16 protein-coding genes are annotated in these 26,697 nt (G+C 44.6%); 6 read left to right on the forward strand and 10 right to left on the reverse strand.

The features are described from left to right. Nucleotides 1-156: 156 nt before the first annotated feature. From QUA25_RS12600 to rfbF, 5 genes are all read right to left on the reverse strand, one after another. Nucleotides 157-927 (reverse strand): metallophosphoesterase family protein, encoded by a 771-nt coding sequence (locus tag QUA25_RS12600; protein WP_333038177.1) that lies wholly within the window; start codon nucleotides 925-927, stop codon nucleotides 157-159. A 329-nt stretch (nucleotides 928-1,256) separates the two neighbouring features. Beyond that, nucleotides 1,257-2,003: a DUF1995 family protein gene (locus QUA25_RS12605; protein ID WP_333038178.1), complete on the reverse strand. Its 747-nt coding sequence runs from the start codon at nucleotides 2,001-2,003 to the stop codon at nucleotides 1,257-1,259. Nucleotides 2,004-2,179: 176 nt separating this feature from the next. Further along, complete coding sequence (locus QUA25_RS12610; protein WP_333038180.1) at nucleotides 2,180-2,911, reverse strand: cyclase family protein; 732 nt, start codon at nucleotides 2,909-2,911, stop codon at nucleotides 2,180-2,182. An 84-nt stretch (nucleotides 2,912-2,995) separates the two neighbouring features. Next, nucleotides 2,996-4,060, reverse strand: coding sequence for an acyl-CoA dehydrogenase family protein (locus tag QUA25_RS12615; RefSeq protein ID WP_333038183.1), 1,065 nt, complete (start codon nucleotides 4,058-4,060; stop codon nucleotides 2,996-2,998). A 205-nt stretch (nucleotides 4,061-4,265) separates the two neighbouring features. Then, entirely contained in the window at nucleotides 4,266-5,042 is a 777-nt protein-coding gene (rfbF, locus tag QUA25_RS12620) for a glucose-1-phosphate cytidylyltransferase (protein WP_333038185.1), read from the reverse strand. 318 nt (nucleotides 5,043-5,360) lie between these two features. On the opposite strand from rfbF, the gene QUA25_RS12625 reads away from it, so the two are divergent. Together QUA25_RS12625 and QUA25_RS12630 are read left to right on the forward strand one after the other, a co-directional pair. After that, nucleotides 5,361-5,900, forward strand: coding sequence for an RNase A-like domain-containing protein (locus tag QUA25_RS12625; RefSeq protein ID WP_333038188.1), 540 nt, complete (start codon nucleotides 5,361-5,363; stop codon nucleotides 5,898-5,900). Continuing rightward, a complete protein-coding gene (locus QUA25_RS12630) occupies nucleotides 5,897-6,196 on the forward strand; it encodes a contact-dependent growth inhibition system immunity protein (RefSeq protein WP_333038192.1) in 300 nt (99 codons plus the stop codon). The genes QUA25_RS12625 and QUA25_RS12630 overlap by 4 nt, the downstream gene beginning before the upstream one ends. Before the next feature lie 73 nt (nucleotides 6,197-6,269). On the opposite strand, the gene QUA25_RS12635 is transcribed toward QUA25_RS12630, so the two are convergent. From QUA25_RS12635 to QUA25_RS12645, 3 genes are all read right to left on the reverse strand, one after another. Then, complete coding sequence (locus QUA25_RS12635) at nucleotides 6,270-7,634, reverse strand: GH39 family glycosyl hydrolase (protein WP_333038195.1); 1,365 nt, start codon at nucleotides 7,632-7,634, stop codon at nucleotides 6,270-6,272. Nucleotides 7,635-7,670: 36 nt separating this feature from the next. After that, nucleotides 7,671-11,174 (reverse strand): glycosyltransferase, encoded by a 3,504-nt coding sequence (locus tag QUA25_RS12640; RefSeq protein ID WP_333038197.1) that lies wholly within the window; start codon nucleotides 11,172-11,174, stop codon nucleotides 7,671-7,673. A gap of 127 nt (nucleotides 11,175-11,301) precedes the next feature. After that, nucleotides 11,302-13,848 (reverse strand): glycosyltransferase, encoded by a 2,547-nt coding sequence (locus tag QUA25_RS12645; RefSeq protein WP_333038198.1) that lies wholly within the window; start codon nucleotides 13,846-13,848, stop codon nucleotides 11,302-11,304. Between the two features lie 160 nt (nucleotides 13,849-14,008). Here QUA25_RS12645 and QUA25_RS12650 point away from each other — a divergent pair, with 160 nt between their 5' ends. The 3 genes from QUA25_RS12650 to QUA25_RS12660 all read left to right on the forward strand — a co-directional run bounded on the left by QUA25_RS12650 (nucleotide 14,009) and on the right by QUA25_RS12660 (nucleotide 23,402). Next, the gene (locus QUA25_RS12650; RefSeq protein ID WP_333038199.1) at nucleotides 14,009-16,327 is read left to right on the forward strand and encodes a tetratricopeptide repeat protein; all 2,319 of its coding nucleotides are present in this window, start codon (nucleotides 14,009-14,011) and stop codon (nucleotides 16,325-16,327) included. Nucleotides 16,328-16,510: 183 nt separating this feature from the next. Further along, entirely contained in the window at nucleotides 16,511-17,803 is a 1,293-nt protein-coding gene (locus tag QUA25_RS12655; RefSeq protein WP_333038202.1) for an ATP-binding protein, read from the forward strand. Nucleotides 17,804-18,206: 403 nt separating this feature from the next. After that, nucleotides 18,207-23,402 carry a PAS domain S-box protein gene (locus QUA25_RS12660; RefSeq protein WP_333038203.1) on the forward strand — a complete coding sequence of 1,732 codons (5,196 nt, stop codon included), beginning with the start codon at nucleotides 18,207-18,209 and terminating at the stop codon, nucleotides 23,400-23,402. A 218-nt stretch (nucleotides 23,403-23,620) separates the two neighbouring features. On the opposite strand, the gene QUA25_RS12665 is transcribed toward QUA25_RS12660, so the two are convergent. After that, nucleotides 23,621-24,184 carry a Uma2 family endonuclease gene (locus QUA25_RS12665; protein ID WP_333038205.1) on the reverse strand — a complete coding sequence of 188 codons (564 nt, stop codon included), beginning with the start codon at nucleotides 24,182-24,184 and terminating at the stop codon, nucleotides 23,621-23,623. A 164-nt stretch (nucleotides 24,185-24,348) separates the two neighbouring features. Here QUA25_RS12665 and QUA25_RS12670 point away from each other — a divergent pair, with 164 nt between their 5' ends. Further along, nucleotides 24,349-25,734 carry a lipid-A-disaccharide synthase-related protein gene (locus QUA25_RS12670; RefSeq protein WP_333038207.1) on the forward strand — a complete coding sequence of 462 codons (1,386 nt, stop codon included), beginning with the start codon at nucleotides 24,349-24,351 and terminating at the stop codon, nucleotides 25,732-25,734. 136 nt (nucleotides 25,735-25,870) lie between these two features. On the opposite strand, the gene QUA25_RS12675 is transcribed toward QUA25_RS12670, so the two are convergent. Then, entirely contained in the window at nucleotides 25,871-26,662 is a 792-nt protein-coding gene (locus QUA25_RS12675) for a 2-phosphosulfolactate phosphatase family protein (RefSeq protein WP_333038208.1), read from the reverse strand. Nucleotides 26,663-26,697: the final 35 nt, after the last annotated feature.

Consider the following 26,697-nt stretch of genomic DNA (forward strand, 5'->3'; position numbering starts at 1 on the left):
GGAGCGGAATGAAGCGAAAGTTTCACGTTCCGTTCTGAAAGAGAGGTAGGGGTAGAAATGCCCCTATCGACTCTACCTAGAGTGCGTCAGCGATCGGGTTAATTTGGATTTAATTGATCAAACTTAAACTGACGCACCCTACAACTAAAACTTGATTTAACACTGCTGTTGAACAACAGAATCCATCGCAGGTTCCGGCGGTGCAATCGGCTGCGGCTTCAATTGCCTGACAACTTCGTCAAACGGCAAAATTCGGACTTGATGGTTAAATACATTTACTTGATAAACTCTGCGGTAACTGAGGTCAAATCCTGTCAGCCAGCCGCTTTTGGGATGATAAGCACCCGTGTCAATATCCAACCACCCTTCGCCCCTGACTAATTCGCCCGGTCTGACCCCATGAAAGGTAAAGGTGATCGTGTGACCGGTGATAATTAATTTATTGGGAAAATAGGGTTTCGACATGGTGTGAAATTCCCTGCGAATCCAACACAGTTGTTCGATCGACTGTTCATCGAGGGACAGATGGGGGTCAACGCCGGCGTGAACCAGCCAAATGTCCCCTAAGTCCAGGTGCGTGGGGAGCGATCGCAGCCACTCTAAGTGTTTGTACGGCATCATCCCTGTATCTCTGTAGCTCGCTACTGTCGCATCGCCGCCACTGTAGAGCCAAGATTGCCACGCTCGCATATCCATCGGCGTCCCCGACAAAGCCTCCAGCATCAGTTGTTCGTGGTTGCCCAACAGAGTTTGGTAGGGGCTTTGCTGCACAAAATCTAATACCTGAGCGCTTTTGGGGCCACGATCAATTAAGTCTCCCAAAAAATAGACGCGATCGTTTGAGCTGGGGGCAAGTGCCTCTAGCAGGGTCATTAACCCGTCATAATGCCCGTGTACGTCCCCGATAACAATGCGCCGGTGCTCCATTGTGTTTATCCGCTTCCCTGACTCAAAAGCCCCATCTCTACCTTATAGCATCTGATTTTGCTGTTATTTGCCTCCACTCTTTTACGGTGGAGGGGTGTCACCCATTATACTGCTTTTTATAAAGATTCTGTAAAGCTCACCAGTAGCTGTTTGCGTACCTACTGATAGAAACACAGGCAACCTGTTAATTGTGCTTCTGCAACTGCTGTTACTGAGGCAAAGCTTTGAATTATTTGACGCTTTAGGGTGCATTAGCGATTAGCCGACGGATTAAGTCGAAAATAATCCTAGCTGACACACCCTAAAATACGATCGAGCCTTAACGATTGTCACTGAGTCAAAGCTTTGAGGAATGTCTGGAGTTCTGCCAAAAAACCTTTCTTTTTTACAGGTTTGGCAGGTGTGGTGGAGTCAGGATCTGCGCTTGGGAGAGAAGCGGCTAAAATCCGCTCTAAATCGTCTCCGACTGGTTTTTGGGCGGTTTCAGAAATTAGTTCGTATTCGTCGTTTGTTTCCAGCCACACTTGCCACGATTGGGGGTAGCAGCGGAATAAAGCAGCAGTGTCTAGGGGTCTGATGTAGTAGCAGGATTCAATTTTGCTGAGGAATCGATCGCGCAATTGTCGGCCCGCATAGCCTATACCTATGGTGGCAACATCTTCCAGGCGCGGGTTGAGTAGAATTACTGGGCGACCGGCCGCAGCGATATAAATTTTTTCAACTTGGGCCACTTCTACGGCTGCTGGATTGATCAAAATGAAAAGTTGATCTTCCGGTGATATTTTATCTTCAACAGGGGTGCGACTGCTACCCAAATCAGTGACTTTAAACGGTGTTTCTCCCCAGTCGCGGCGCGCGAGGGCTGCCGCACCAGTGTCGGGAAAAAAAACTTTTACTCCGGGGTAGATTTCCTCAAATTCTGGGAGGAATTGTAAGGTGATAGACTGTGCTTGCAGGGCGATTTCTGGAAATACTAATTCGACTTGCAGTAGATTTTTGCCGTCCGAGAGGGCAGCGGCGGTGGCAATGCGGGATTGGGCGAGCGCCTCGTTGAGATCCTTGGGCAGTTCTGTCATTAATCTTATTGTTTTTACTCGACTTCTCTCAATCTAATTTTACCTGAGATATTGCACCATTCTCAATTACCTATTTAGGAACAGGCATCTTGCCTGTTCCACAATAAAATTCACTCTTTGTGGAACAGGCATCTTGCCTGTTCTTGAGAATAGTACAAGATGTAAGTTTTACCGCACTAAGCCACAAAAGCTAACACTGACACAGGCGAGCCGGAACCTCCCAAAAGACGCAATATTCCGATAACTAAAGTGATGTCAGCCGCAGGTAACAAGTCGAGATTTGCTAGATTTTCCAGCACTATTCGCTGCTTTTCCAATACCAATTTATTCACCACAAAACTTTCATCTCGCCCAGTATCGACTCCGTGGGTGTCGGTTCCAATGCCCGCGATAGAGCGTTCTTCTAGTAAAAATTGAGTTGCTGCTTTGCCAAATCCGGGAAAGTGGCAAATTCCGCGCTCGTCTAGGTTAAAAAATGCTCCCTGATTATCCCATTTTTCTTGCCAGCCAGTATACAATAAAACTAGATTTCCCGGTTCTATAAGTTTGTGCTGCTGTTCCCAAGTCAATATATCATCAATTGTTAAAGTGTAGTCGGGATTGGCAAGACTTTGCTCTCGGATGTCGATCGCAATTGCCGGCACAACGAGCGACTGCGGGGAATAATTATCAATGCTGGCGCCTCCTGCATAAAAGCTGTTGGGTGCGTTGATGTGAGTGCCGCTGTGTTCTCCCATTGAGAATTTTCGCAGGAAATACCCGTCTGTTTCTATTTGAGCTACTGGGGCAATTTCTGTGGCTGGATCTCCGGGCCAGATGGGAATATTTGGATGAATTACATGGGTTAAGTCTATAATTTGGCTGTAGGCTATCGTTTTTAAGTTATTTGATTTGAAGTTGTTTGTCATCAGGTTAAATATATCTATTATTTATTAAACACAGTTGAGTTTTTGACCTTCGGCGAGTTCAATATAAAATATAAAATCTAAAATCTAAAATTCGATTAGTCGATCGAGCGTTGCTTCCATAACATCCTTTGTTTGCCCGGAAACAGTATACACCAAAGCTTCTCGGTAAACTCTCCCGGCGGGGTGTAGCACACCGTTAGCAGCACCGCTAGAAACTGCAACCGCCGCGTGCCCGCAACGCACCGCTAAATCAATGGCTTGAGCTCGCAGCGCTAATTGTTGTGCTTTCGAGCTATGTTGAGATTGTTGGAAATTCTGTTTTAGCCGATCAAGCTTTTGCTCTAGTTTTTGGTAAGCTGTCGTTATAAAAGGTGAATTCTTAGCAGCCGCCGCTGCTGCAATTACATCCAATCCCGCTCGAATACAGCCAAAAGTACCGGGGACAAAATTCAGTATATTTTTGCTGTCGTTTTCCGAAATCCAGCCGACAGGTTTAACCGAAATTATTTCCGATTCATGCAGCAACCAATTATCGAGAGTGGCTGTCACAGTATTAGTCGAGTTCATGGCGATTAACTGCATGATTTCGCTACAAGCTATTTTACCCGATTCGCCTTCAATATTGGCAAAAGGCACTAAACCGAAAACAGCGCGTTTGTCAGGAAGTACCGCCGCTACAATAAACTTTTGAAACAAGCGAAAACCTGTTACCCAAGGAACTTTTCCTGACAATAAATAGCCCGCTTGTACGGGAGTTGCGGTGACTGCCGGATTGCCCGATCGCCTCAAATGCGAAAACCCAATACCCAAGCGTAACTCTTTTTGGGCGATCGCGGGCAAGTATCTGGTTTTTAGCATTTCATTGTCGCTGTTGGCAAGCATTGCAGTTGCGCTGTGGTGCTGAGTTTGCAGGAAAGACAAAGCGCCGGAATATCGAGCCGTCAATTCTTGATATTTGTAAAAAATCTCCGGTGCAATTTCAGCGCCGCCCCATTTTTGGGGAACTCGCAACGCTAAGAGCGATCGATCTTCCAATCCCGCAACTGCTGTTTTCAGCGCTTCTGAGTCGCTGTCGATAATTTCCGCGTGGGGTGCAACGCACTTTTGTAGGTAAGTTTTTGTGCTGTTGAGAATTTCTTGCGAATCCATTTTTTATAATTATTTTATAGTGAGTTTTACCTTATTTGGAAAAGTTTCACTTCCCACGGATAGGGCTCTATAAAAACCCAGTTACTACAATTTTTACGACCACTAAATAAAAATCTACGAAGCAACCGGATTTATGAGGTAATTTTATAGTAATTTTTAGTTAAACTTGTGTGGGGCGGAAATTAAATCTCGCCCCCAAACTAATTTATTTCCACACTTTCCAAGGAGCCTTCCCTTCATCCCAAAGTTCGTTTAAATACTTGTACTCTCGAAAAGTATCCATCGCAAAGAAGAAGCCCTCATGACGGTAAGCCATCAACTGTCCGTCTGCCGCCAAACGCTGCATAGGCTCTTGTTCTAAAATACAATCATCTCCCCCCAAATACTCAAATACCCGGCGGTTAAATATCATATATCCAACACTGATCCAGCCGTCGATTTGAGGTTTTTCAGTAAATTGAACTACGCGGCTATCGCTGTCTACCTCCAAAATTCCAAAGCGAGAAATCGGGCGAAATGTAGTGACAGTTGCCAGCTTCCCGTGAGATTTGTGAAAATCCATCAAGGCTTCAATATCGACATCAGCTACTCCATCGCCGTATGTCACCATGAAATTCTCGCGATCGATATATTTTTCGATCCGTTTTACCCGCCCTCCCGTCATGCTTGCCGCGCCAGTTTCAGCCAGAGTCACCTTAAAATCTTGTTCGAGATGTTCCTCATGATAAGTGATGATATTTTGGCGTCCCAGACAGATAGTAAAGTCATTGTTCATGGCTTCATAATTAAGGAAATACTCTTTAATCATGTTGCCGCGATAGCCCAAGCACACAATAAAGTTTTGGAAACCGTAGTGTGCATAGATTTTCATGATGTGCCAAATAATTGGATGCCCCCCCACCTCAACTAAGGGTTTGGGACGAAATTCTGTTTCTTCTCTGAGACGAGTACCGAGGCCACCTGCTAGGATAACTACTTGCATTTTTTCACATTTTTAAAGATAATAAAGTAACTTATCATCAATCATCAGGATTTTTTTCAAAGAATTATTAACATTTTCTCATAGTGAGTGAAGCTTTGTAAACCGCAGAAATCACGAACTATTATAAATAATTTTAGGGTGCGCGCAACCGCAGCGTGTATTTGAATGCTGCGCGCAATTTCTAACTAGCAGTAGGGTGGGTACTGCGAACCGTATATTTGAATACAGCGCATTTTCTAACTTACTAAGAGTCGATTAAAAAATAGACAAAAAAACAACAAGTACCTATACTAAATATAAAAAATAGATTCAACAGCAATGAAAAATCAACTCGATCGCCTAAAAAAGTTTTTAGGTATCCTCTGTGCGATCGCCTCAATAATTATATTATTCCAATCGGCTATACCTGGTGTTTACGCCACGGTTGTTGCACCGGAAGGATCAACTATACCACAAACCACCCTAGCTTTTGTGCCCAACATACCGGGCGGCGGATTAGACTTTCACGAATCAGCAGGAGGACACACTTTAGAGAGACACGTTGGCAAAACAGAAGCAGAACTAGCACAGCGACTCGCAAGCGAAACGAGAATTTCTGCAGCATCTTCTTTTACTGACCGTTCCGTCGCTGAAGCGGCTATTGGAGAAGCAATGAACAGAAATCAAAGTGCGATCGACTCCTGGCTGAAAAGTCGAGGCAATCGTTATACGATCGACTACAACGCCAACAGAATAATTGGCATTACTCTGCGTCGCCGCGCATCCAAAGCCACTTCGACATCTCGCCTGAGAATCGTCCTCCAGCGCAGCGCCAAATTACCTCCCGGATACTTTATTCTCACAGCTTATCCCCAATGATCAATCAATTTCCTCATTTAACCCAATTTTTCAGTTCCTACTTTCACCAAGACTGGCCATTAGAAGCTGACACTCCCAGCGAGGTAGTGAACAACTACCGCAGCAGCGAACCGCCCGCAAGTGTTGAAGCTGCATCGCAAGAACTCAGCAAACTGTTAGAAATGCCGATCGCCCCAGCCGATTTACAAGCATTCATCCTCGATGAATTAGGGTGTTACTACGACCCACAATCCGAAAATCAAACAGTCCGAGAGTGGTTGGAATCGGTGCAAAAATCTTTGAATTATCCTAGATAAAATCTATATATTTGTAGGGACACGGCACTGCCGTGTCCTTACAAATTGTTCACAATTTAATAGGATAGGTAGCTCACTTGCTAACCGTCAATAAGTAGCCTTCGTGGACGTTGAAATTAGGGATAACATAAGCCAAGCTGCCGCTACCCACCAAAAGATTTTCTTCTTTAACTGTGACAAGCTGTGGCACGGCTCCTTCTTGATTGTTGGGAATTTTTTCTAATTTTAGATTGATTTTCTGACCCCTTTGAATACCTAGCTGCTCCAAATTGCCGAGGGTTAATGTTACCGTTGTTGCTGAGGAAAAATTGGGATCGAAATAACCTAAAAGTATCTGTGCTTTACCTTCAGAATTTGATTTGCTGGCTAAAGCGACAAGGCGATTGTTATTTGACCAGCTCCGCACCCGCGAATTAACTCCCTCAGCATAAGCTTTGTATGTCCACCAAGCTGCTCTCGGCTCAAAAGTATTAGGCGTGACCATCCCACTCAGCGTATTGTTGAAGCAATTGCTAACTTTATTTGGCCCTTTGCTCTCCCAACAAGCTCTGCAAGCACCGTCAGCTTTTGCATACTCTAAGTTATACAAATAACCTAAGATTTCCCCCGGCTGGTACTGCGCTAAGTTCCCGACAATTTCGTTGACGTAAATTTTTTGCAATTTCAGTTCCTTGTAAGAAGGACTTTGCTGAAAATTGCGTTTAGCCTCAATTACGTGATCGTCAACAAATAAAATCATCGCGTCGTTAAGTTCGTGCCATGAGAGGAAGTTTACTTCAAGTTTGTTAGCCTTGCAGTAATCCAAAAAAGCGGCGAGATATTCTTTGCTGTAGCGGCCGAGGCTTGGCCCGCCAATCATTGCTGACGGCCCCAACTCTTCCCGCAAGATTTTGTAAGCTCTTTTGTAAGTTTCAAAGAATTGTTCTCTGCTTCCCTTCCAAAATGGATCTTTCCAATCTGGTTCATTCCATACATCCCAAATAATTTTTTTGCCTTTATTTTGCTGGGCTAACTGTCTGATGAATGCTTCCCACGCGGGGTAATTTTGATATGGCCAGCCATTGGGATTGCTACCGTAGCCCCACAAGTCGCTAACTACTAACTGAAACTCGGCTCCGCTGGCGATTACTCGATCGTAAATATCGAGTCTCCCTGCCCGCCAAAGTTTGGGCTGCAATGGTTTGATCGAGCTATCCGGGGGTTTGGCAGTGTCGATTCCGTGCAGGATGCCACTCATGGAAATTGTACCGGTGGCTGGCTGTCCAAAATCTACTGTCACGTTCGATCGCAGTTGGGCGATCGCTCTTGGCTGTCCCAAATAGGCTATTAACAGAACAGTGACAATAGCTAAACCAATTGGCAGAAGTTTATTAATACGTGGGAACTTGAATGTAAATTGCATATCTTTTCTTTGGTTGATGTTTTGTGGAAAGGGCATCTTGCCCATTCCTAAGAATGCTGCAAGAACTCAGTTTTAACGAACCGCTGAAAACACTTCAAAACCCTGTATTGATTCTATCACTTGTTGCCAGGAGCGGGAGTTAATCAGCTCGTTGGTATCGAACGTAACTCCTTTTTCCGCAGCTAAAATACCAAAATTTTTCACCCAATCAAAGATAGTTTCTGTGGTAAAATAAGGTGTGCAAGCCCAAGCAGATTGCAAATTATTCACCATCTCGGACATATCTCCCCGCTCGTAAGCCTCCCAAGCTTTCCACACTAAATAATAGTATTTCAGCAGGCTATCCACTTGCTGTACCTGCTTTTGGAGTTTCGGACTTATAGAGAAACTGTCGCTCTCATCACTTACAAATGCCTGTTCAATTATTTCTCCATATTCCCGAAGCATTCGTTCTTCTTTGAATAGTTCTTGAGCTCGCGCTTTGCAAGCTTGTCCTGCAAGCCTGCGCGCTTCGGGATTTTCTGCCCATATTTCGACCGTTTCTACCAACTCTTTTACTGTTCCTGCTGGATCGATTGTAGGATCGGGCAGTAACTTTCCCGTGTCTCCCAATTCTTCAGGAATCCCGCTGACTGCTGTGGCAATTACGGGCAATCCTTTCGCCATTGCTTCCATAATTGCTAGTGGCATTCCCTCAGCTTCGGAAGATAAAATAAAGATATCGCTGGCGTCTAGCCAATCGGCAATATCCCAGCGCTGTCCTAAGAATTTAACCTGTTCTTCTACTCCCAATTGGCTCACAGTTGCTCTTAATTCAGGTTCCAGATTGTCGTGAGTCGTAGACCCAGGCCCGGCCCAAACAAAGTAAATTTGGGACCAAATTGGACGATTTTTCAATTGGGCGATCGCCTGCAATTGATACTGATATCCTTTAATTGGAGTCAATCTCGCCGCCGTAAAACAAACAACAGCATTTTCGGGGATTCTTTGTTCTTGACGCAGGCGTTGGCGAGTGGAAATATTCGGCGGCTCAAAATAACTATTTGGTCTGCCATAATAGATTACTTTTCCCCGTTCTAGATGCGCTTTAAATAGACTTTGGAACAAGTTTAAATTCTCGTGAGAAACTGCTACTGCTGCTTTGGCTACCATGTACTGGTAGGCAACTGCATCGAAATAGGGAATTTGATCGCCGCGATCGAAAGTTTGATAATTGCGATTGATATAACCCAGACTGATTATGTACGGTATATTTTGCTCGATCGCAACTTGTTTAGCTGCAAAGTTAGCCATCGGCCAGCCGTCACTAAATATAATTAAATCCGGTTGAGCCTGGGCGTAAATCTTTTTAGCATCATCCAAATTGTAAGCTATTCGCAAAAACTCTTTCATCGTGTCGAACTCTAGCCAAAGATGTTCGATACCTAGCTGTTTTTGTTCGGTAATTAAAGGATTAGAAGCTTGACTTTGAACGCTGGTAACTCGGTAGCCATCGGCAGCTAATTTACACATCAGCGAGTGGTTAAACTGAGCCAAACCGCCGACTCCTGAGTCTTCTGTGTACAGGAGTACGTGCTTTGTTGGCTGCCGAGAAGTCAAACTGGGAGCCGATTGAAACTGATAAGGATTGTTCGCTGCGATCGCCACAATGTCTTGCCATTCCTGTAAATTGGTTAAAGCATAGGCATCAAAGTGGTAGCCGTACTGTTCCGAAACTCCCTTAAAAGTTTCCAGCCAGTTAAAAACAGTTTCAGTGCCTGTCAAATGAGTGTAATACAGAGATTTTTCCAGACATTCGACCATTTCTGCCAAATATCCGTCGCGATACATCCGCCATGCTATCCATACGAAACACTTGTAACGTTCCGCGCGTTTCAAGTCGCGGATGTGCTGAGGTAAATCTGGCCGAGAAAAAAATTGCTCCATCAAAATTTCCGTATTTTTCATTAATTTGGAGCCGTTAGACATGATATTGCTGTCGTGCTGACGATAGCAGGTTAATATCTCTTTTAACCAAACTGACTTGCAGCCTTTTAAAGCTAAACGTAGCACAAAATCTAAATCTTCGGTTGGCGGCAAGCGATGATCGAAACCGCCCAATCGTTCCCACCACTCTCGCCGGAGCATCATGGCGCTGGGACGCACTGATTTGTAGAAAACAAAGGCTTCTAAATCTAATTTTGGTTCTTCTTCCCAAGGCTTGACTCCATAGATGCCTTCGTCGTTTTTGCCAACGATAACCCAACCTGTTTGCACCATATCTAATGTGGGGTCAGCGTCAAAACAAGCTACTTGTTTTTCTAGTTTTTCAGGTAAGAAGAAGTCGTCAGCATCTAGAAAAGCTAAAAATTCCCCTTGTGCTAACTTGCAAGCACGATTTCGAGCAATTGCTGCTCCTTGGTTATCTTGATAGATGTATTGAATTAAATCGAGGTAAGGTGATAAAACTTGGCGAGTGTTGTCCGTTGAACCGTCGTCTACGACGATAATTTCCCAGTTTTGATAAGTCTGTTCCAGAACACTTTCTACGGCTCTGACAATGTAGCGCTCGCAGTTGTAAGCCGGGATGATGACACTGACGCGCGATTTTTTAGGAGTAATAATACTAGCCATTAATTGTTTCCATTCGGGTAATTGTCTGAGAGAAATGGCATCAATATTGCAACCGTAGGTCTTAGCAATTTCAGTGATGCGCTTTACCCAATCTGCTATAGTTGCTGTCAGGGAGTACGGGGTATAATCCAAAGATTTTTGCAAATAGTCAGTCATTTCTGCCGGATAGCCGCTGTAGTAAAGTTGCCACGCCATCCATGTCAGAGCTTCATACAACGCCTGCTTTTCTAATTGGCGGATGTCCTCTGGCAAGTCGGCTCGACTGAAGAAACTTTGCTTTAATTTAATACAAAGGTTGGCCTGTTTTAGCGCTCTCTGGATGGACACATTTTGCCCGTGCTGGCGGTAGCATACTGTCACTTGATGCAACCAAGCAGCTTCACAACCAGATAGTGCTAAACGCAAGATTAAGTCGGCATCATCTACTGAATCATACTGAGAATCAAAGCCACCGACTCGTTCCAGCCACTGCCGCGAAAACATCATCGCACTGGGAAGTAGTGGCAGATAAACAATCCAGGTTTTTAAGTCTAGCTGAGGCAAGTATTCCCAGGGTTTGACATCGAAAATACTTTCCCCTTGCTCTTTAACCATTCGCCAGCCACTATTAACAATTCCTAATGATGGCTGAGCGTCAAATAACGCAACTTGTCCAGCTAACTTATCGGACAATAAAAAGTCATCTTGATCTAAAAAAGCAATTAATTCACCTCGGGATTCCTGAATTCCTCGGTTGCGGGCGGCAGCTACTCCTTGGTTTTCCTGATAAACATAGCGAATTTTTTCAACATAAGGCTGCAACGCTTGGCGGGTGTCGTCGGTTGAGCCGTCGTCTACGATGATAATTTCCCAGTTTTTATAGGTTTGGCTGATGACGCTTTCTACCGCTTGCGCGATGTAGCGATCGCCATTATATGCTGGAATAATTACACTTACTCGCGGTGTCGAATTTGCTATTGACATAAATTTTCTCTGTGATAAGGAAGGGTTCGGCAACGAATTCTGAAACGGATGTAACGGAGGTCAGGCAGAAGGCAGATGCAATTCTACTGGTGACAGCCCTCCGAATTTGAAATATAAATCTGGTATTTTAGCGTGCATACAATACAGATTCAATACCCTGTAATCCCTCTACTAATTGTTGCCATTCGGCTGAACTAATTAGAGAATATGTATCTAAATGATGCCCTTGTGCTGAAGAAAAATTGCCAAAATATTCTACCCAGTTTAATAGCGTTTCTGTAGTCAAAAAAGGTGTGTACTTCAAAGATTCTTGAAGCCACTTCTGCATTCCGCTTAGATCTTCTTGACAGTAAGCCTGCCAAGCATTCCACACTAAAGAGCTGTAATGCACCCGGCTTTTTATCTTCGCCATCGACCCCTGCACCTCTTTTTTAGTAACAAATGGATCTGTTTGGCGATCATCGCAAACTAAAGCTTTTTCGATCGCCTCCATCGACTCGGCCAACATCCGTTCCTCTTTAAACACTTTCTCGGCCCGCTGCTTGCAAGCTTGACCGATTTGATGTCGCAATTCTGAATTCATTGCCCAAGCTTCTACAGTTTCTGCCAATTCCCTGGCGGTTCCCTCTGGATCGGTATTCGGATCTGGCAACAATTTCCCAGTATCGCCAAGCCCTTCAGGAATGCCGCCCACAGCCGTTGCAACTACCGGCAATCCCTTAGCCATCGCTTCCATGACTGCAAGGGAAGGCGCTGCATCTGCCACAGAAGTCAAAATGAATATGTCGCTAGCATCGAGCCAATCTAGGATATCCCAGCGCTGTCCGATCAACTTCACGCGATCGCTCACCCCTAACTCTTTAATAGTTTCCCTCAATTCTATTTCTACATTGTCAGCGCTTCCCTCACCAGTTCCTGCCCACACAAAATACAGTTTATACCACACAGGAGACTGCTGCAACTGCTTGATTGCTTCGATTTGATATCGATGCCCTTTAATCGATGCCAATCGAGCCGATGTGAAACAAACAATCGCATCTTCAGGAATGTCTATTTCTTGTCGCAGGCGTTGACGAGCCGCAGCATTAGGAGGTGCAAAATATTTGGGAGAACGCCCCAAGTAAATCACTTGTCCTCGCTCTTTTGGCAACTTGAAATCTTGGCATAATAAATTCAAATGTTCGTAAGCGCCAACAATCAAGGCTCTAGCTTGCAGGCAGTGGTAGAGCACTCCTTCTACATAAGGCACTACATCCCCGCAGGCAAAAGTTGCGTGTTCTGGCATAACTAACCCAATCACCATCATGTATGGTATTCCCATTTCAATAACTACCTGTTTAGCGGCAAAATTGGAAAATGGCCAACCATCGCTAAAAATAATCATATCCGGTTGATTGCTAGCAAAAAGCTCTCGTGCATCCTGAGTATTTCTTAACACCCGCTGTAAATCTTTATGCCCGCTAAAATCCAGCCACAAATGCTCTATACCTAACTCTCGTTCTCGCTCCAGCAAGGGGCTAGAATGTTTGGTTTGCACGCAAGTGACTCGATAGCCTAACATGGCTAACTGACAAAGAATGGCATGATTGTACTGCGCTAATCCTCCTACGCCCGGATCGTCCGTGTTGTAGAGTAAAATGTGCGCTTGCGCTTTTGAATGTATGGGAATAGAACTTTGTTGAGATTGGGGTGGATTAGTCATCACCATCATAATAATCTCTTGCCATTCCGCTAACTTACTCAGCGAATAAGCGTCAAAATTTTCACCATATTCTTCCGAAGCCATCTGAAAACTTTCTAGCCAATTCAAAACTGTTTTTGTGGGCGAAAAAGGCGTATATTGCAATGACTCTTCTAAACACTGTGCCATCTCTGCTAGATGACCGTCGCGATACATCCGCCATGCCAGCCACTTTAAGCATTGATAGCGTTCCGGGTTTTTTAACTGCCGGATTGGCTGAGGCAAATCGGGTCTAGCGAAGAATTTCTTCATTACAATTTCTATATTCTTCATTACGCGAAAACCGATTGACATGAGGTTAGAATTGTGCTGGCGATAACAGGTAAGTGTTTCTTCTAACCAAACTGCTTTGCACCCCTTTAAAGCTAAACGTAAGGCAAAGTCTAAATCTTCTGCTAGTGGAAACTGAGAATCGAAACCGTCCAATTTTTCCCACCACTTTCGGCGCAGCATCATCGCACTCGGTCGCACGCATTTATAGAGAATAAAGCTTTCTAAATCTAATTTAGACGCTTGCTGCCAAGGCTTGACAGCAGAAATCTCTCGCCCGGTTTCATCGACGATCAGCCAACCTGTTTGTACCATATCTAAGGTGGGGTCAGCGTCAAAGCAAGCTAGTTGTTTCTCTAGCTTGGATGGTAGGAAATAGTCATCGGCATCTAGAAATGCTAAAAACTCGCCTTGCGCTAGTTGGCAAGCAAGATTTCTGGCGGCTGCTACTCCTTGATTTTCCTGATATATGTAGCGAATTCTGTCAAAATAAGGCTGCAATACTTGCTGCGTGCGATCGGTCGAACCGTCATCTACAACTATAATCTCCAAATTAGTAAAAGTTTGACCTAGGGCGCTCTCCACCGCTTGTACGATGTAGCGATCGCCATTATATACAGGTATAATTACGCTTAATTGCGGTGTCTGAGTAGCTGTTGACATTATTTAGCTCGCTGTTAACCTATGATTATATAGTTTATATTAATGTGCCGGACATTCATCATTATTGTGTGTGCGGTTGCTCTACTTACAAAAACTTGAACTTTGGCAAAGTGTAGCATATAATTTTACATGGAATGATAACTCAAAAGGAAAAGAAAAAATGAATTCAGAAACAGCGCAGGTGAATTTTCAGCAACAGGCAGAACTTTATTTAGCTACAGGCAACTTCGATCGGGCGATCGCACTTTGCCAACAAGTTTTGGCATCGGAACCCAACTCTGCAGAGACTTGCAAAACCCTAGGAAAGGCGCTGCAAGCTCAGGGTAAACTAGAAGACGCAAGGTATTGGTATAAAGTTGCGATCGCCCTGCAACCCGATTTTGCCGAAGCTTTTGCTAACCTCGGCACTCTCTGCGCTACATTGGAACAGTGGCAAGAGGCGATCGCCTGTTACCAAAAAGCCATCTCCCTGCAACCAAACTTTGCAGGATTTTACCGAAATTTGAGCCGGATATTTACCCAAGTCGGTCAAGCTGAGGAAGCAGCAGACTGTTGGTATCAAGCACTGATAGTGGAACCGATAGAAATAGCAGAAGAATATCTCGACTTAGGTAATACTTTGCTGACCCAAAATAAACCCGAAAAAGCGCTAGTTTGTTACCATCGCACCATTTTTTTAAACCCGAGTTGTTGCGAAGCTTATTGCAAAATATCCGAAGCTGCTAGCGAGCTGAAACAGTGGGACGAAGCTATTGTTCACTACCGCAAAGCTATTCAACTCCAGCCGGATATTTCGGAGTTTCATTACAAATTAGGCAATGTTTTGCAAGCTAAGGAACTCTGGCGCGAAGCGGAGGCGGCCTACCGAAAAAGTATTGATTTAAATCCCAATTCTTTTTTGTCCTACTACAACTTAGGCAGCGTGCTGCTCAATTTAGAAAAATGGCAAGAAGCTGCGATCGCCTACCGCACGGCTGTTGAAATCAACCCGGATTATTCTTGGTCTTACTACAGCATCGGTGCAGCTTGCGATCGATTAGAAGAATGGTCTGAATCCGCTGCAGCTTACCAGCGCGCGACTGAAGTAGACCAGAATTTTTTCGCAGCTTTTCACAAGTTGGGAGATGCTCTTTTTAAACTAGAAAAATGGTCAGAAGCTGAGGCTGCATACGAACGGGCGATCGCACTAAATGCGGATTTATTTTGGTCTCATTATAACTTAGCTTTGACTTTAGTTAAACTTCAAAAGTTTGCTGCTGCAGCACTCGCTTATCGGCGCGCGATCGCACTCAATCCAGAATTCTCTTGGACTTACCACAATTTAGGAGCAGCGCTGTTAAAAGCCGAACAGTGGAAAGCCGCAGCTACCGCTTACCAACGTGCTATTGAACTTAATCCCACTATTTCTTGGTCTTATTACAATTTAGGCGATGCTTTGAGTGAAAGTCACGCATGGAACGATGCTGTTTCCGCCTACCTTTGTGCGCTTCAAATCGACCCGTCTCTACCGAAAATTTACATAAAGTTAGGTGAGGCTCTAATTAAAAGAACTCCGGTAGATTCAGATGTAGCAACTAGCTACTATCACCACCAAATGCAGCCGCTGCACGCTCCTGAATTTTACTGCCAAATAGCCCAAAACTTTGCTGAGAGCGATCGGCTTAACGAAGCCATAATGTTGTACTTGATGGCATTAGAAATTAGACCAAAAGATCCAGAAATATCCCCAAAATTAGAGGAAATTTTAGAAAAACAGCGTCAAACAGGGGAATCTACTCTATTATTAGAGTTAGAGGCTAAGGATATTCGCGATCGCTATATCGCCCGAGTAGTCAAAGGCAAGACTTTTGCAGAAGTCGGCGGCTTGTGGGGAACTGTCAACGAAAAAGTATCTGTAGCTAGCAAATACGGTGCAGTTTCTCTGACAATGATTGATGCGATGCCGGCATCCCTCCAGTGGTGGCCAGATTTTCACGATCGCATGACAAGTTTAAATATTGCTAATTATCACTGTATCAATCAAGATATCACTCAGATTCAGCTTGCAGACATTGGCGAGCCTTACGATGTAACTCACTGTGCAGGAGTTTTGTACCATCACCCCCATCCGTTGCAGATTTTAGTTGCCTTGCGTCAGATAACTCGCGAGCATTTAATCTTCACTTCAGTTATTACCCAAGAAGTAATAGAAAATGAGTTGGGCCACTATGAAATTCCCGCTTCTGGAGTAATGTTTATTCCCGCTTTGGACGACGCTGAACGAGCTATTTTAACAGCTTATTGGCGGCCATACATCAACAACAACCAACTTATAGGGATAACTGAGAAAGCAGTTTTTGACCTGAACGATTTTGCGCCGTGCTGGTGGCTGCCTACAGCTACTGCTTTAGAAGCTATGTGCGAAGTCGCGGGATTTAAAGTTTTAGACAAAGGATTGACTTGGAACAATAATGCTCTGACTCTGCTGCTGGGGATTTGAGGATTGGTAAACGAACAATAACAGGACTTGCTTGTACACAAACGGCTAAACACCCGGTTTATGAGCGGATTCCTCATTTTCTTTCCCCAATATTCCTACTAGAAACCGGGTGTTTTCCGTAAGTCCTAAATAAAATAGCTGCCAACATTTTTTGTGAACAAAATAGTAACTGGGAAATAATCAATGAACAATCAGCAACCAGGGACGCCGTTAGGAAACATTTTAGTAGTAGACGATACACCAGAAAACCTGCGTCTGTTGTCTACGATGTTGACTCAGAGGGGGTACACCCCTCGCTGCGTGATTAACGGAAAAATGGCTTTGAGAGCCTGCAATTCTAATCCACCAGATTTGATTTTGCTCGACATAATGATGCCGGAAATGAACGGCTACGAAGTCTGTCAGCACTTGAAACTAGAAGCAAAAACTCGCGAAATCCCGGTAATTTTTATCAGCGCTAAAGATGAAGTATTTGACAAAGTAAACGCATTTGCTGTGGGAGCTGTTGACTATATCAGCAAGCCATTTCAGTTTGAAGAAGTGCTCGCCCGCATCGAAAGTCACCTCAGCCTCCGGAATTTACAAAAGCAGCTAAAAGAACAAAATATGCTGCTGCAAGAAGAAATCACGAGCCGCTTAGCAGTCGAAAAAACTCTTCAGGAAAAAAACCAAATTTTGCAACAAGAAATCAGCACCCGCCGCGCTGTTGAAAAAGCTCTGCAAGAGCAAAATTTGGTACTTCAACAAGAGATATCCCACCGCCAGCGCGCCGAATCTGCTCTATTAAAATCTAACCAAGAATTGGCGCGTTCAAATGCAGAACTAGAACAATTTGCTTATGTGGCTTCTCATGACTTGCAAGCGCCTTTAGCAACCATTGCCAGTTACGCTCAACTTTTAGAAAAACGCTACAAAGACCAACTTGACAGCCAAGGTAGTAAGTTTATCGGCAATATCGTTCAGGGCTGCACCAGAATGCAAACTTTAATTGACGATTTACTCGAATATTCCCGCGTGGGCCGGAGTCGGAAACCTTTTCAACTGACAGATTGCAATCATGCAGTCGAGCAAGCACTGGCGAACTTGCAAGGGGCGATCCGCGAGACTAAAGCCGTTGTCACCTACAGCGAATTACCCACGGTAATGGGGGATATTTCTCAACTCGTACAGCTATTTCAAAATTTAGTCAGCAATGCGATTAAATATCGCCACGATGCACCGCCTGTGGTTCATATTACCGCTTGCAAACAGGAGGAAAACTGGTTAGTTTCTGTCTCCGATAATGGAATTGGGATTGCTCCCCAGCATCAAAAACGTATCTTTCAAATTTTCCAGCGCTTGCATACTCAAAGAGAATATTCTGGGACAGGTATTGGTTTAGCAATTTGTCAAAAAATTGTGGAACTTCACGGCGGATGTATCTGGGTGGAATCGGAACCGGAGCAAGGTTCAACTTTTTACTTTACTCTAGCTTAATTGAGAGATCCTGTCGTCAAAAGGTATAAGCTATAAGGTAGGCAAACTGAATTGATTTCTATATTTTAATTCATAAATATAAAATACGCTCCACAAGTTACCCCCATTTTATATGGCAAATATAATAAGTAAATAATGGGTCATTATTGTGACTCTTTAGCTTGGCATATATGCTACATTTGGATTCTTTTTTTAACTGGTATAAATTGCCATTTAGAATAAAAAATCTTTCCCGTTGACAGTCTAGTTAGTGCGTGATAGAATAATAATTAAATATAATTTTTGTAGTGCTTGCTCACCCGCAATATTACGGTCGATATATGTGTATGGGCAATTGAATAATTGCCCTGAAAATAAAAGCTAAAATTCAAGTTAGTTTAAGATTTTCTGATTAAAAAATATTATGAAAGCAGTTTTTAACTTAGCTTTGCCTCCTATCTGCTTTAAAGTTCTGTTAGTAGAAGACAACCCTCAGGAAGCTGAGCTGATTGAAGATTTACTGTCAGAAATAGGTGGATCGCAGCGTATAGTGCTGACGAAAGTAGAGCGTCTCAGCGAAGCGCAGCAGCGATTGAATCAAGAAACTTTTGACATAATTTTATTAGACCTTTCACTGCCAGATAGTCTGGGAATCGAGACGGTGGCTCGGGTACAAGAGTACGGGGTAAATGTGCCGATCGTAGTTCTGACCGCCCAAAACGACGAAGAACTTGCCCTGCGGTTAATTTCGGTCGGCGTACAGGATTACTTGGTAAAAAGAAAAATCGACAGCGAACTGTTAATTAGATCGCTCCGTTACGCCATAGAACGCCAGAACAGTCAAGATGCTTTGCGAAAAAGTGAAGAAAAATATCGCTCGGTGGTGGAAAATTCCCTGATCGGCATTGCAATCATCGCTCCAATTATTGACAGCGAAATTCCTTTAAATTGCCACTGGATAGAAGTTAACGATGCCCTGTGCAATTTGCTGGGCTATGAGCGCTATGAACTCGTGCAAAAGAATTGGCTAGAGTTGACTCATTCAGAGGATTTGGAGGGTAATTGTGAAAAATTTTCTCAGATGTTAGCAGGTAGGCTCGACGGTTACATCTTAGACAAAAGGTGGCTCAGAAAAAATGGCGAAATAGTTCACACGCGAGTTTCCCTTCGCTGCCTCCGCCGCCTGGACGGGTCTATCGACCGGATAATCGAAGTAGTGTTGGACGTGAGCGATCGCTACCGCTACGAAGCAAAACTGAAAGCGTCAGAAGAATTTTTAAACCACACCATAAATGCTACGCCAGACCCAATTTTTGTCAAAGACGAGCAACACCGCTGGATGATATTAAATGATGCTTTTTGTCAGTTGGTCGGCAAATCGCGGCAAGAACTGATCGGCAAATCAGATTATGACTTTTTCCCCCAATCAGAAGCTGCTGTTTTTTGGACTAAAGATGAAGAAGTATTGACAACGGGGATCTGCTTGGAAACCGAAGAAAAATTCACAGACTCGGCAGGGAGAGAACACATAATTTCTACCAAAAAAAGCGTCTTCCAAATAGCAGACGGCAGTAAAGTAATAGTGGGTACAATTAGAGATTTTACCGAATACAGACAGCAACAAAAAGCACTGGAACAAAGCGAAGCTCGCTTTCAAAAATTGGTAGCTAACCTGCCGGGAATAATTTATCAATTACGAATGTCAGCCACGGGAAAATTGTCTTTCCCCTACATCTCTTCAGGCAGCCGCCAACTCTACGAATTAGAGGCAGAAGCAATAGAGCAAAATGCGGAACTGATTTCCAAGGGAATTCACCCAGACGATCTCTTAGATTTAAAAACATCGATCGCCATTTCAGCCACAACGCTGGAACCTTGGCAGCAGCAGTGGCGGCAGACTTTACCATCTGGAAAAGTTAAGTGGCTGCAAGGAGCGGCGAGACCAGAAAGGCTCACTAATGAGAGCAAATCTGGCAGCGAAGGCGATATTCTCTGGGATGGTTTAGTGATGGATATCACTGAATTAAAGCAGGCACAAACAGAGCGCGATCGTTTTTTTACCATCTCCTTAGACTTGCTTTGTATTGTAGGTTTTGACGGTCATTTTAAACGTTTAAACCCAGCTTGGTCAACAGCTTTAGGCTACAGTATTAGTGAATTGTTTGCCAAGCCAATGATCGAATTTGTTCATCCAGACGATCGAAAAGCCACCGCAGCCGAAGGAGCAAAACTAATCGCCGGTACGTCCAGTATCTCCTTTGAAAACCGCTACATCTGCAAAGACGGTTCTTACAAATACTTCCTGTGGACGGCATCGCCATTTAGCGAAGAAGGTTTAATCTACTCAGTCGGTCACGACATTACCTCTCGTAAACAAGCAGAGTCACAACTCCAGCGACAAGCAGTAGCAATGTCCGCTGCTTATGACGGCATCGCCATTTTTAATAATAATAAAGAATGTATTTATTCCAACGACGCTTATCTCAAGATGTACGGCTTGGCTAGTCCTAGCGAACTGTATGGGAAGAAATGGAAAATGCTCTACAGCAAAGCAGAAAATATATTTTTTGAATTACAAATAATGCCGATGCTCCTGCAAAAAGGGTACTGCAATATAGAAGCTACCGGTCAGCGCCGGGACGGTACTAAGTTCCCTCAAGAATTGTCGCTAACAATGCTTTTCGGTGGCGAAATAATTTCTATAGTCCGCGATATAACTAATAGAAAACAGGTAGAATCAGCCCTGCGATCGAGCCAGCGACGCTACCAAACTTTAGCAGAAGCATCGCCAGTTTGCATATTCCATACCGACACCTTGGGAAATTGCCTTTATGTGAATCAACGGTGGAGCGAAATTACGGGATTAAATGCAGAATTAGCAGCAGAAATTGGCTGGATGAATGCCATACATCCCGACGATGTTGCTCGGGTAAAAAATGAATGGCATCGAGCAATTATTGAGAAAATTCCTTTTAAATCAGAATACCGCTTTCAGCGTCCAGATGGTCGGGTAATCTGGGTAATCGGTCAGGCAATTGCAGAAATCGGAGACAAGCAGGAAATTAAAGGCTATATCGGCACTATTACTGATATTAGCGATCGCAAACAAGCAGAATTAGATTTGCTGCGAGTTACTCAAGCGGTGGAAAGCACCAGCGATGCGATCGGCATTGCTGACTTGACAGGGCGATCGCTCTACCACAATCAAGCCTTTGTTCAACAGTACGGCTACACAGCAGAAGAACTAAACACAGCAGGCGGATTAACAGCAATTTACCCCCAAACTAAAGTGCTGCTAGAAATGTTTAAAACGATCCGTAAAGGCAAATCTTGGCAAGGCGAACTCAAAATCAACACTAAAAACAACGAACTGGTAACAACTTTATTTCGCGCCGACGGCATTAAAGATGAAACTGGTCATTTAATCGGGTTAGTGGGAGTAATTACCGACATCACCGAACGTAAACAAGCGGAGATGGCACTGGAGCAGCAATTAAGGCGAGAACGGCTGGTAGTGGCCATGCTCGATCGCATTCGCTCCTCCCTAAATTTAGAAGAAGTCCTGACAACTGCTGTCGAACAAGTGCGGCAATTTTTGCAAACAGACCGCACAGTTATTTACCGTTTTAATCCCGACTGGAGCGGCTTTGTTGTTGTGGAATCCGTGGCAAAAAATAGAATTTCGCTGCTAAATTTTAACAATATTGATGGCTGTTTTAGAGAAAAATTTGTTGAGATTTATCAGCAAGGCGGTATTAGATCTATGGAAGATATTTACCGGGAAAATTTGACGGAATGCCACATGAAATTTCTCGAAGGATTTGAAGTAAAAGCTAACTTAATAGTGCCGATTTTAAAAGCACGAGAAAGCATTTCACAGACCCAACCGACCGCAGAAAATCAGCTCTGGGGACTGCTGATCGCCCAGGATTGCAGCGGCCCCCGTCCCTGGGATTCCTCAGAAATAGAATCCCTCCGGCAATTGTGCGTGCAATTGGCGATCGCGATCCAGCAATCGACGCTATTTCAACAAGCACAAACGGAAATTGCCGATCGCAAACTGGCAGAATCTGCCCTCCAACAAGCTGCATTAGCAGCAGAAAGTGCCAACCGCGCCAAAAGCGAATTTCTTGCCAATATGAGCCACGAACTACGCACGCCTTTAAACGGCGTTTTAGGTTACGCTCAAATCCTCAAAACCGACAAAGACTTAAACTCAGATCACCAAGAAAGTCTCAGCAATATTCAACAGTGCGGTCAACACCTGCTGATGTTAATCGACGATGTTTTAGATCTTTCCAAAATTGAAGCTAGAAAAATGGAGCTCTACCCGGAAGAGTTAAACTTTCTAAATTTCACGAAAAACATTGCTGATCTCTTTCAGATGCGGGCATCTCAAAAAGAAATTTTATTCCATTACGAACAAGTCTCTCCCCTGCCTAGCTGCGTTCGTGTCGATCCAAAAAGATTGCGCCAAATTCTCATAAATTTACTCAGCAATGCCGTGAAATTTACTAACAGTGGCGGTGTGACTTTCAAAGTCGGCTATGTCGGCACAGGGGCCTGGAGTCGAGGCCAAGGAGAAAATTATGAGTTCTCGACTTTGAGTTCGGAACTGAAACAAAATTATATGCGCTTCGCCCACAATCCGATCGCAGCCAAACACGCTTTAAAAATTCGCTTTCAAGTCGAGGATACCGGCACTGGAATAGAGCGAAGCAAGTTAGAAGAAATATTTTTGCCTTTCCACCAAGTAGGAGGCAATACGTTTGTTGAAGGTACAGGTCTTGGACTCTCAATTAGCCAGAAATTAGCGAAACTAATGGGTACCGAAATTCGCGTCCACAGCACTTTGGGAAAAGGCAGCACTTTTTGGGTAGATTTAGAATTGCCCGCAGCTAAACGGTACTTGGAGGTGTCTCCTTTGCAGGAAAAACGCTGGCTTGTGGGTTTTAGCGGCAACAAGCGCAAAGTGCTAATCGTGGATGACAATCAACTGGATCGCGATTTGTTGTGCAGGCTGCTGCGGCGTTTGGGATTTGAGGTGGCCGATGCGAAAAACGGGCAAGACTGCCTCGGCAAAACAGTTGAATTTCAACCGGATGTGATTTTAATGGACTTGCGGATGCCTGTAATGGATGGCTTAGAAACTGCAAGAAAACTGCGGCAGTTGCCGGAAGTAAAAGATGTTGTGTTAATCGCTATGTCAGCTAGCGTTTTCGAGGCTACGCAGCAAGAGAGCATCCTCGCAGGGTACGATGCTTTTCTTCCCAAACCAATCGAAGCAAATCACTTTTTAGAACAGTTGCGCGTGCATTTGGGACTAGAATGGATTTATGGGGAATCTTCGGAAAACAACAAACGCAAAACTCCCAGTTTGTCACCAGCCTCTGATTTTCCTGCTTATTCTTCTTTGTTACCTGCGGCTGCTGAGTCAGTAGCAAAACTTTTGAAACTCGCAGCTATGGGCGACATTGAAGAAATTTTTGAGGAGAGTGCTAACCTGGAGAGTTTAGAACCTAATTTAGTGCCGTTTGTCTCGAAGCTGCGCCAACTTGCTAAGGGATTTCAGCTCAAACAAATTCGGAATACTTTAAAGCAATATATCGATGGTCAGTAGTCAGTATTCAGTGGTCATTAGTTATTAGTTATTTGTTGTCAGTTCCAATGCCCACTGCCCACTTCTCAATGCCCCCTTCAGAATTTGCACCTTTTCAGTGCACTGTCTGTATTGTCGGATAAGCTGTTGTGCATCTAAACTGCATATTTCGTTCCCATATCAAAACTCGTCAAATTCTCACCCCCTCTCCCTCCCTCGTACTCTAATATTTTGTTGTTTCACTCTAATAGCCAACCAAATAAATTTCCTACTGTCAGTTGCAATTCCCTGGCAAAAGATGGCATGGGCAATGACTGTTCCGCTTCGTCAAACACCTCCGTTGATTGAGTCGGCCGATATACAAAAACCGATTGCTCCTCTGGATCGATTAACCAACCCATTTGAGTTCCGTGTTTGAGACAATGTAAAATATTTTTAGTAATTTTAGTTTGGTTTTGGTCGGGGGAGAGGATTTCAATTGTCCAATCCGGGGCGATCGCAAACACATTTGCCACACCACCATTTTCTTTACGGGGAATGCGCTCCCAAGTGAATACACTCACGTCTGGAACGATCGCTCGACCGCCAAAAATGCACCGTAGTTCTGGAAATGCTCGCGCCACCTTTTGAGGTTTGAGAGTAGCATTAGCAGCACTTGTCAACTCGCCTTGAATGACACTATGTTCTCCTTGAGGCATCGGTTTTTGAATGATTGCACCGTCAATGTACTCGCTGGCTGGTTTGGTTTCTGGCAACTTCAGAAACTCTTGGAGTGTCAAAGATTTTGGCAGGGTTTGTACCATCCGATTTTACCTCTAAAATAGGAGTTTAATCTGGTATTTTACCAAAAACTCCCCGCCTCGTGCGATCGTCGCTCCACTTACTTCTTCCTTCGGCTATACCACCTTGCATCCTGCGGCTAATCTTGCTTCTATATATTCAGAGACAGTTTTTGAGAGAGTTGGGATTGAAATTACTTTGCCTCAGTAACGGCCACGGAGAAGACGCGATCGCCCTTCGCATCTTGCAGCAACTGCAACAGCACCCGCATCCGCCAGAATTAGCCGTGTTTCCGCTAGTGGGTGAAGGGCAAGCTTTCGCTCAACTAGAAAACGCCCGCATCATCGGCCCGGTGCAGCGAATGCCTTCGGGCGGCTTTATTTACATGGACGGGAGGGAATTTTTGCGCGATGTCAAAGGCGGCCTGCTTCAGTTGACCATCGCTCAGTTTAAAGCCATCCGCGCTTGGGTGCGGACCCAACAACAGTCTGGGAATCAAGACGGCGTTATTTTAGCCTGCGGTGATATTGTACCGCTGCTGTTTGCTTGGCTCAGCGGCGCGCCCTATGCCTTTGTCGGTACTGCTAAGTCCGAGTATTATTTGCGGGACGAGGACGGGCCTCTGGGTCGCAAATCCAGGGTCTTTGGTGGGTGGAGTTGGTCGCGATCGGTTTATTTGCCTTGGGAGCGCTGGTTGATGACTCGATCGCGCTGTAGAGCCGTTTTTGCCAGGGACGCGCTGACCGCCGAGACTTTACAAAAGCTGGGAATTCCCGCTTACAATCTCGGAAATCCGATGATGGACGGACTCGAACCGGAAAACCCAGTCGGTTTTTACGGCCCTGATGCAGAGTTTCGGGAAATTGAGCGATCGCTCATCATCACCTTACTCCCCGGTTCTAGAGCGCCGGAAGCCTATGCTAATTGGCTGCTAATAGTAGAGGCTGTAGCCGGAATTTTGTCGCTGTTTGCCGATCGCAAATTGTTATTTTTCGGAGCCATTTCTCCAGAGTTAAACTTAGAAGCTTTGCGACCTAGTTTAGAATTTTTCGGCTGGCGACAAGACGGCGAAATTAGAACACAGCGGCGTGAAGGAAGTATTTTGCGACCTCCTGTTTCTAGCGCTCAAGAAATTCAGCAAGAATCTCCTAATTTACTATTGCCCCTGACATTTGTGCAGAGAAACGCCACGATGATTTTGACTCAGCAAAGTTTTAACGATTGTTTGTACGAAGCAGATTTAGCAATAGCAATGGCAGGAACGGCTACAGAACAATTTGTAGGTTTAGGAAAACCGGCGATCGCCATTCCCGGAAGCGGCCCGCAATTTACTTTCGCTTTTGCAGAAGCTCAAAGTCGCCTGTTAGGCCCGTCATTAATTTTAGTCAAACATCCCGCTGAAGTTGCCGGCGCCGTGCAGTCTTTGCTCCGCGACCCCGATAGGTTGCAGCTAATCGCTGAAAATGGCTGGCGGCGCATGGGAGAACCCGGTGCAGCAGCCAGAATTGCCGAGTGTTTAATTCAGCGCTTCGGCGGTCAAGACAGCAATTCTCAATTGCCTGCAATAGACTAGGGACAAAACAATGTTTTGTCCCTACCAAGTATGTTTAATTCTACTTGCTTTAAAAAAATATTGTTCATTAACTACCTACTAATTTTCGTAGGGTGCGCCTAGGCGCACCTTACTAATACTGCATTTGCAGAAAATTTCAATTCGCCGTTTTTTCGGATGATGGAACCCAGAAATTAGCTTGAGGGATTTTAAAATCCGACTTAACCAACACTCCCGGTTCTCGCTGCACAGGCAGCACATCTAAAGTATCCGTTTGCGCGCAATATTTTAAATCTTCAATAACACCTAAACCGAGAAGGCGCTGACCGTGGCTGGCCCTTTCCAACAATTCGTGTAACCGATCTTGCCAGTGCAAATAAAGAGCAATAGCCCCAAATACTTCATCGTTACCAGCAAAATCGCTCGCAGGAATACCGCTTTCTGCTAGGAGACTTTGGGCGATCGCACCAGCACAAACCGTATCTTCCAATGAATAACTCCCTTCCCAACCAGAACCCACAATCCAAATAGTTTCCGGCTGTTTATTTAACAAAAACTGCACCACAGATTTGCGGTTAATCAAAGCCGCCGTTAACACAGTTGCAGCCGCTTGCACTCGTTGCAGAGCCCGAGTACCGTTAGTTGTGCTGATAAAAATTCGCTTCCCAGTCACCTTTTCTGGCGTGCAGTCCAGTGGAGAATTCCCCATGTCAAATCCGTCAACTTTGCCGCCGCCGCGCTCTCCAGCGCGAATCCGCTTATCAGCAGGCCAGTTTTCGCTCTCGGCCATTAGCTTATCTAAGTCGCTGAAAACCTGGACAGCTTCCGCCCCATTATTCAGGGCCGTTGCCATTGTCGTAGTCGCCCGCAGCACATCAACTGCGATCGCGCAAGCCGGCATTTTGTCGGCTGGCGTAAGTTCCGGGGTATGGTAAATAAAAAGCTTCACTGTTGGGCTACCTGCGATAAATCCTCATCAGCAAT

Source organism: Microcoleus sp. Pol17C6, assembly GCF_036701145.1.
GTDB lineage: Bacteria > Cyanobacteriota > Cyanobacteriia > Cyanobacteriales > Microcoleaceae > Microcoleus.

What these genes read in the sequence shown, in the direction of transcription:
- QUA25_RS12635 (WP_333038195.1), bottom strand. Translation starts at nt 7,634, where the DNA reads ATGCCCTTTCCACAAAACATCAACCAAAGAAAAGATATGCAATTTACA.
- QUA25_RS12645 (WP_333038198.1), bottom strand. Translation starts at nt 13,848, where the DNA reads ATGTCAACAGCTACTCAGACACCGCAATTAAGCGTAATTATACCTGTA.
- QUA25_RS12600 (WP_333038177.1), bottom strand. Translation starts at nt 927, where the DNA reads ATGGAGCACCGGCGCATTGTTATCGGGGACGTACACGGGCATTATGAC.
- rfbF (WP_333038185.1), bottom strand. Translation starts at nt 5,042, where the DNA reads ATGCAAGTAGTTATCCTAGCAGGTGGCCTCGGTACTCGTCTCAGAGAA.
- QUA25_RS12665 (WP_333038205.1), bottom strand. Translation starts at nt 24,184, where the DNA reads ATGGTACAAACCCTGCCAAAATCTTTGACACTCCAAGAGTTTCTGAAG.
- QUA25_RS12605 (WP_333038178.1), bottom strand. Translation starts at nt 2,003, where the DNA reads ATGACAGAACTGCCCAAGGATCTCAACGAGGCGCTCGCCCAATCCCGC.
- QUA25_RS12650 (WP_333038199.1), top strand. Translation starts at nt 14,009, where the DNA reads ATGAATTCAGAAACAGCGCAGGTGAATTTTCAGCAACAGGCAGAACTT.
- QUA25_RS12655 (WP_333038202.1), top strand. Translation starts at nt 16,511, where the DNA reads ATGAACAATCAGCAACCAGGGACGCCGTTAGGAAACATTTTAGTAGTA.
- QUA25_RS12625 (WP_333038188.1), top strand. Translation starts at nt 5,361, where the DNA reads ATGAAAAATCAACTCGATCGCCTAAAAAAGTTTTTAGGTATCCTCTGT.
- QUA25_RS12610 (WP_333038180.1), bottom strand. Translation starts at nt 2,911, where the DNA reads ATGACAAACAACTTCAAATCAAATAACTTAAAAACGATAGCCTACAGC.
- QUA25_RS12615 (WP_333038183.1), bottom strand. Translation starts at nt 4,060, where the DNA reads ATGGATTCGCAAGAAATTCTCAACAGCACAAAAACTTACCTACAAAAG.
- QUA25_RS12660 (WP_333038203.1), top strand. Translation starts at nt 18,207, where the DNA reads ATGAAAGCAGTTTTTAACTTAGCTTTGCCTCCTATCTGCTTTAAAGTT.
- QUA25_RS12640 (WP_333038197.1), bottom strand. Translation starts at nt 11,174, where the DNA reads ATGTCAATAGCAAATTCGACACCGCGAGTAAGTGTAATTATTCCAGCA.
- QUA25_RS12630 (WP_333038192.1), top strand. Translation starts at nt 5,897, where the DNA reads ATGATCAATCAATTTCCTCATTTAACCCAATTTTTCAGTTCCTACTTT.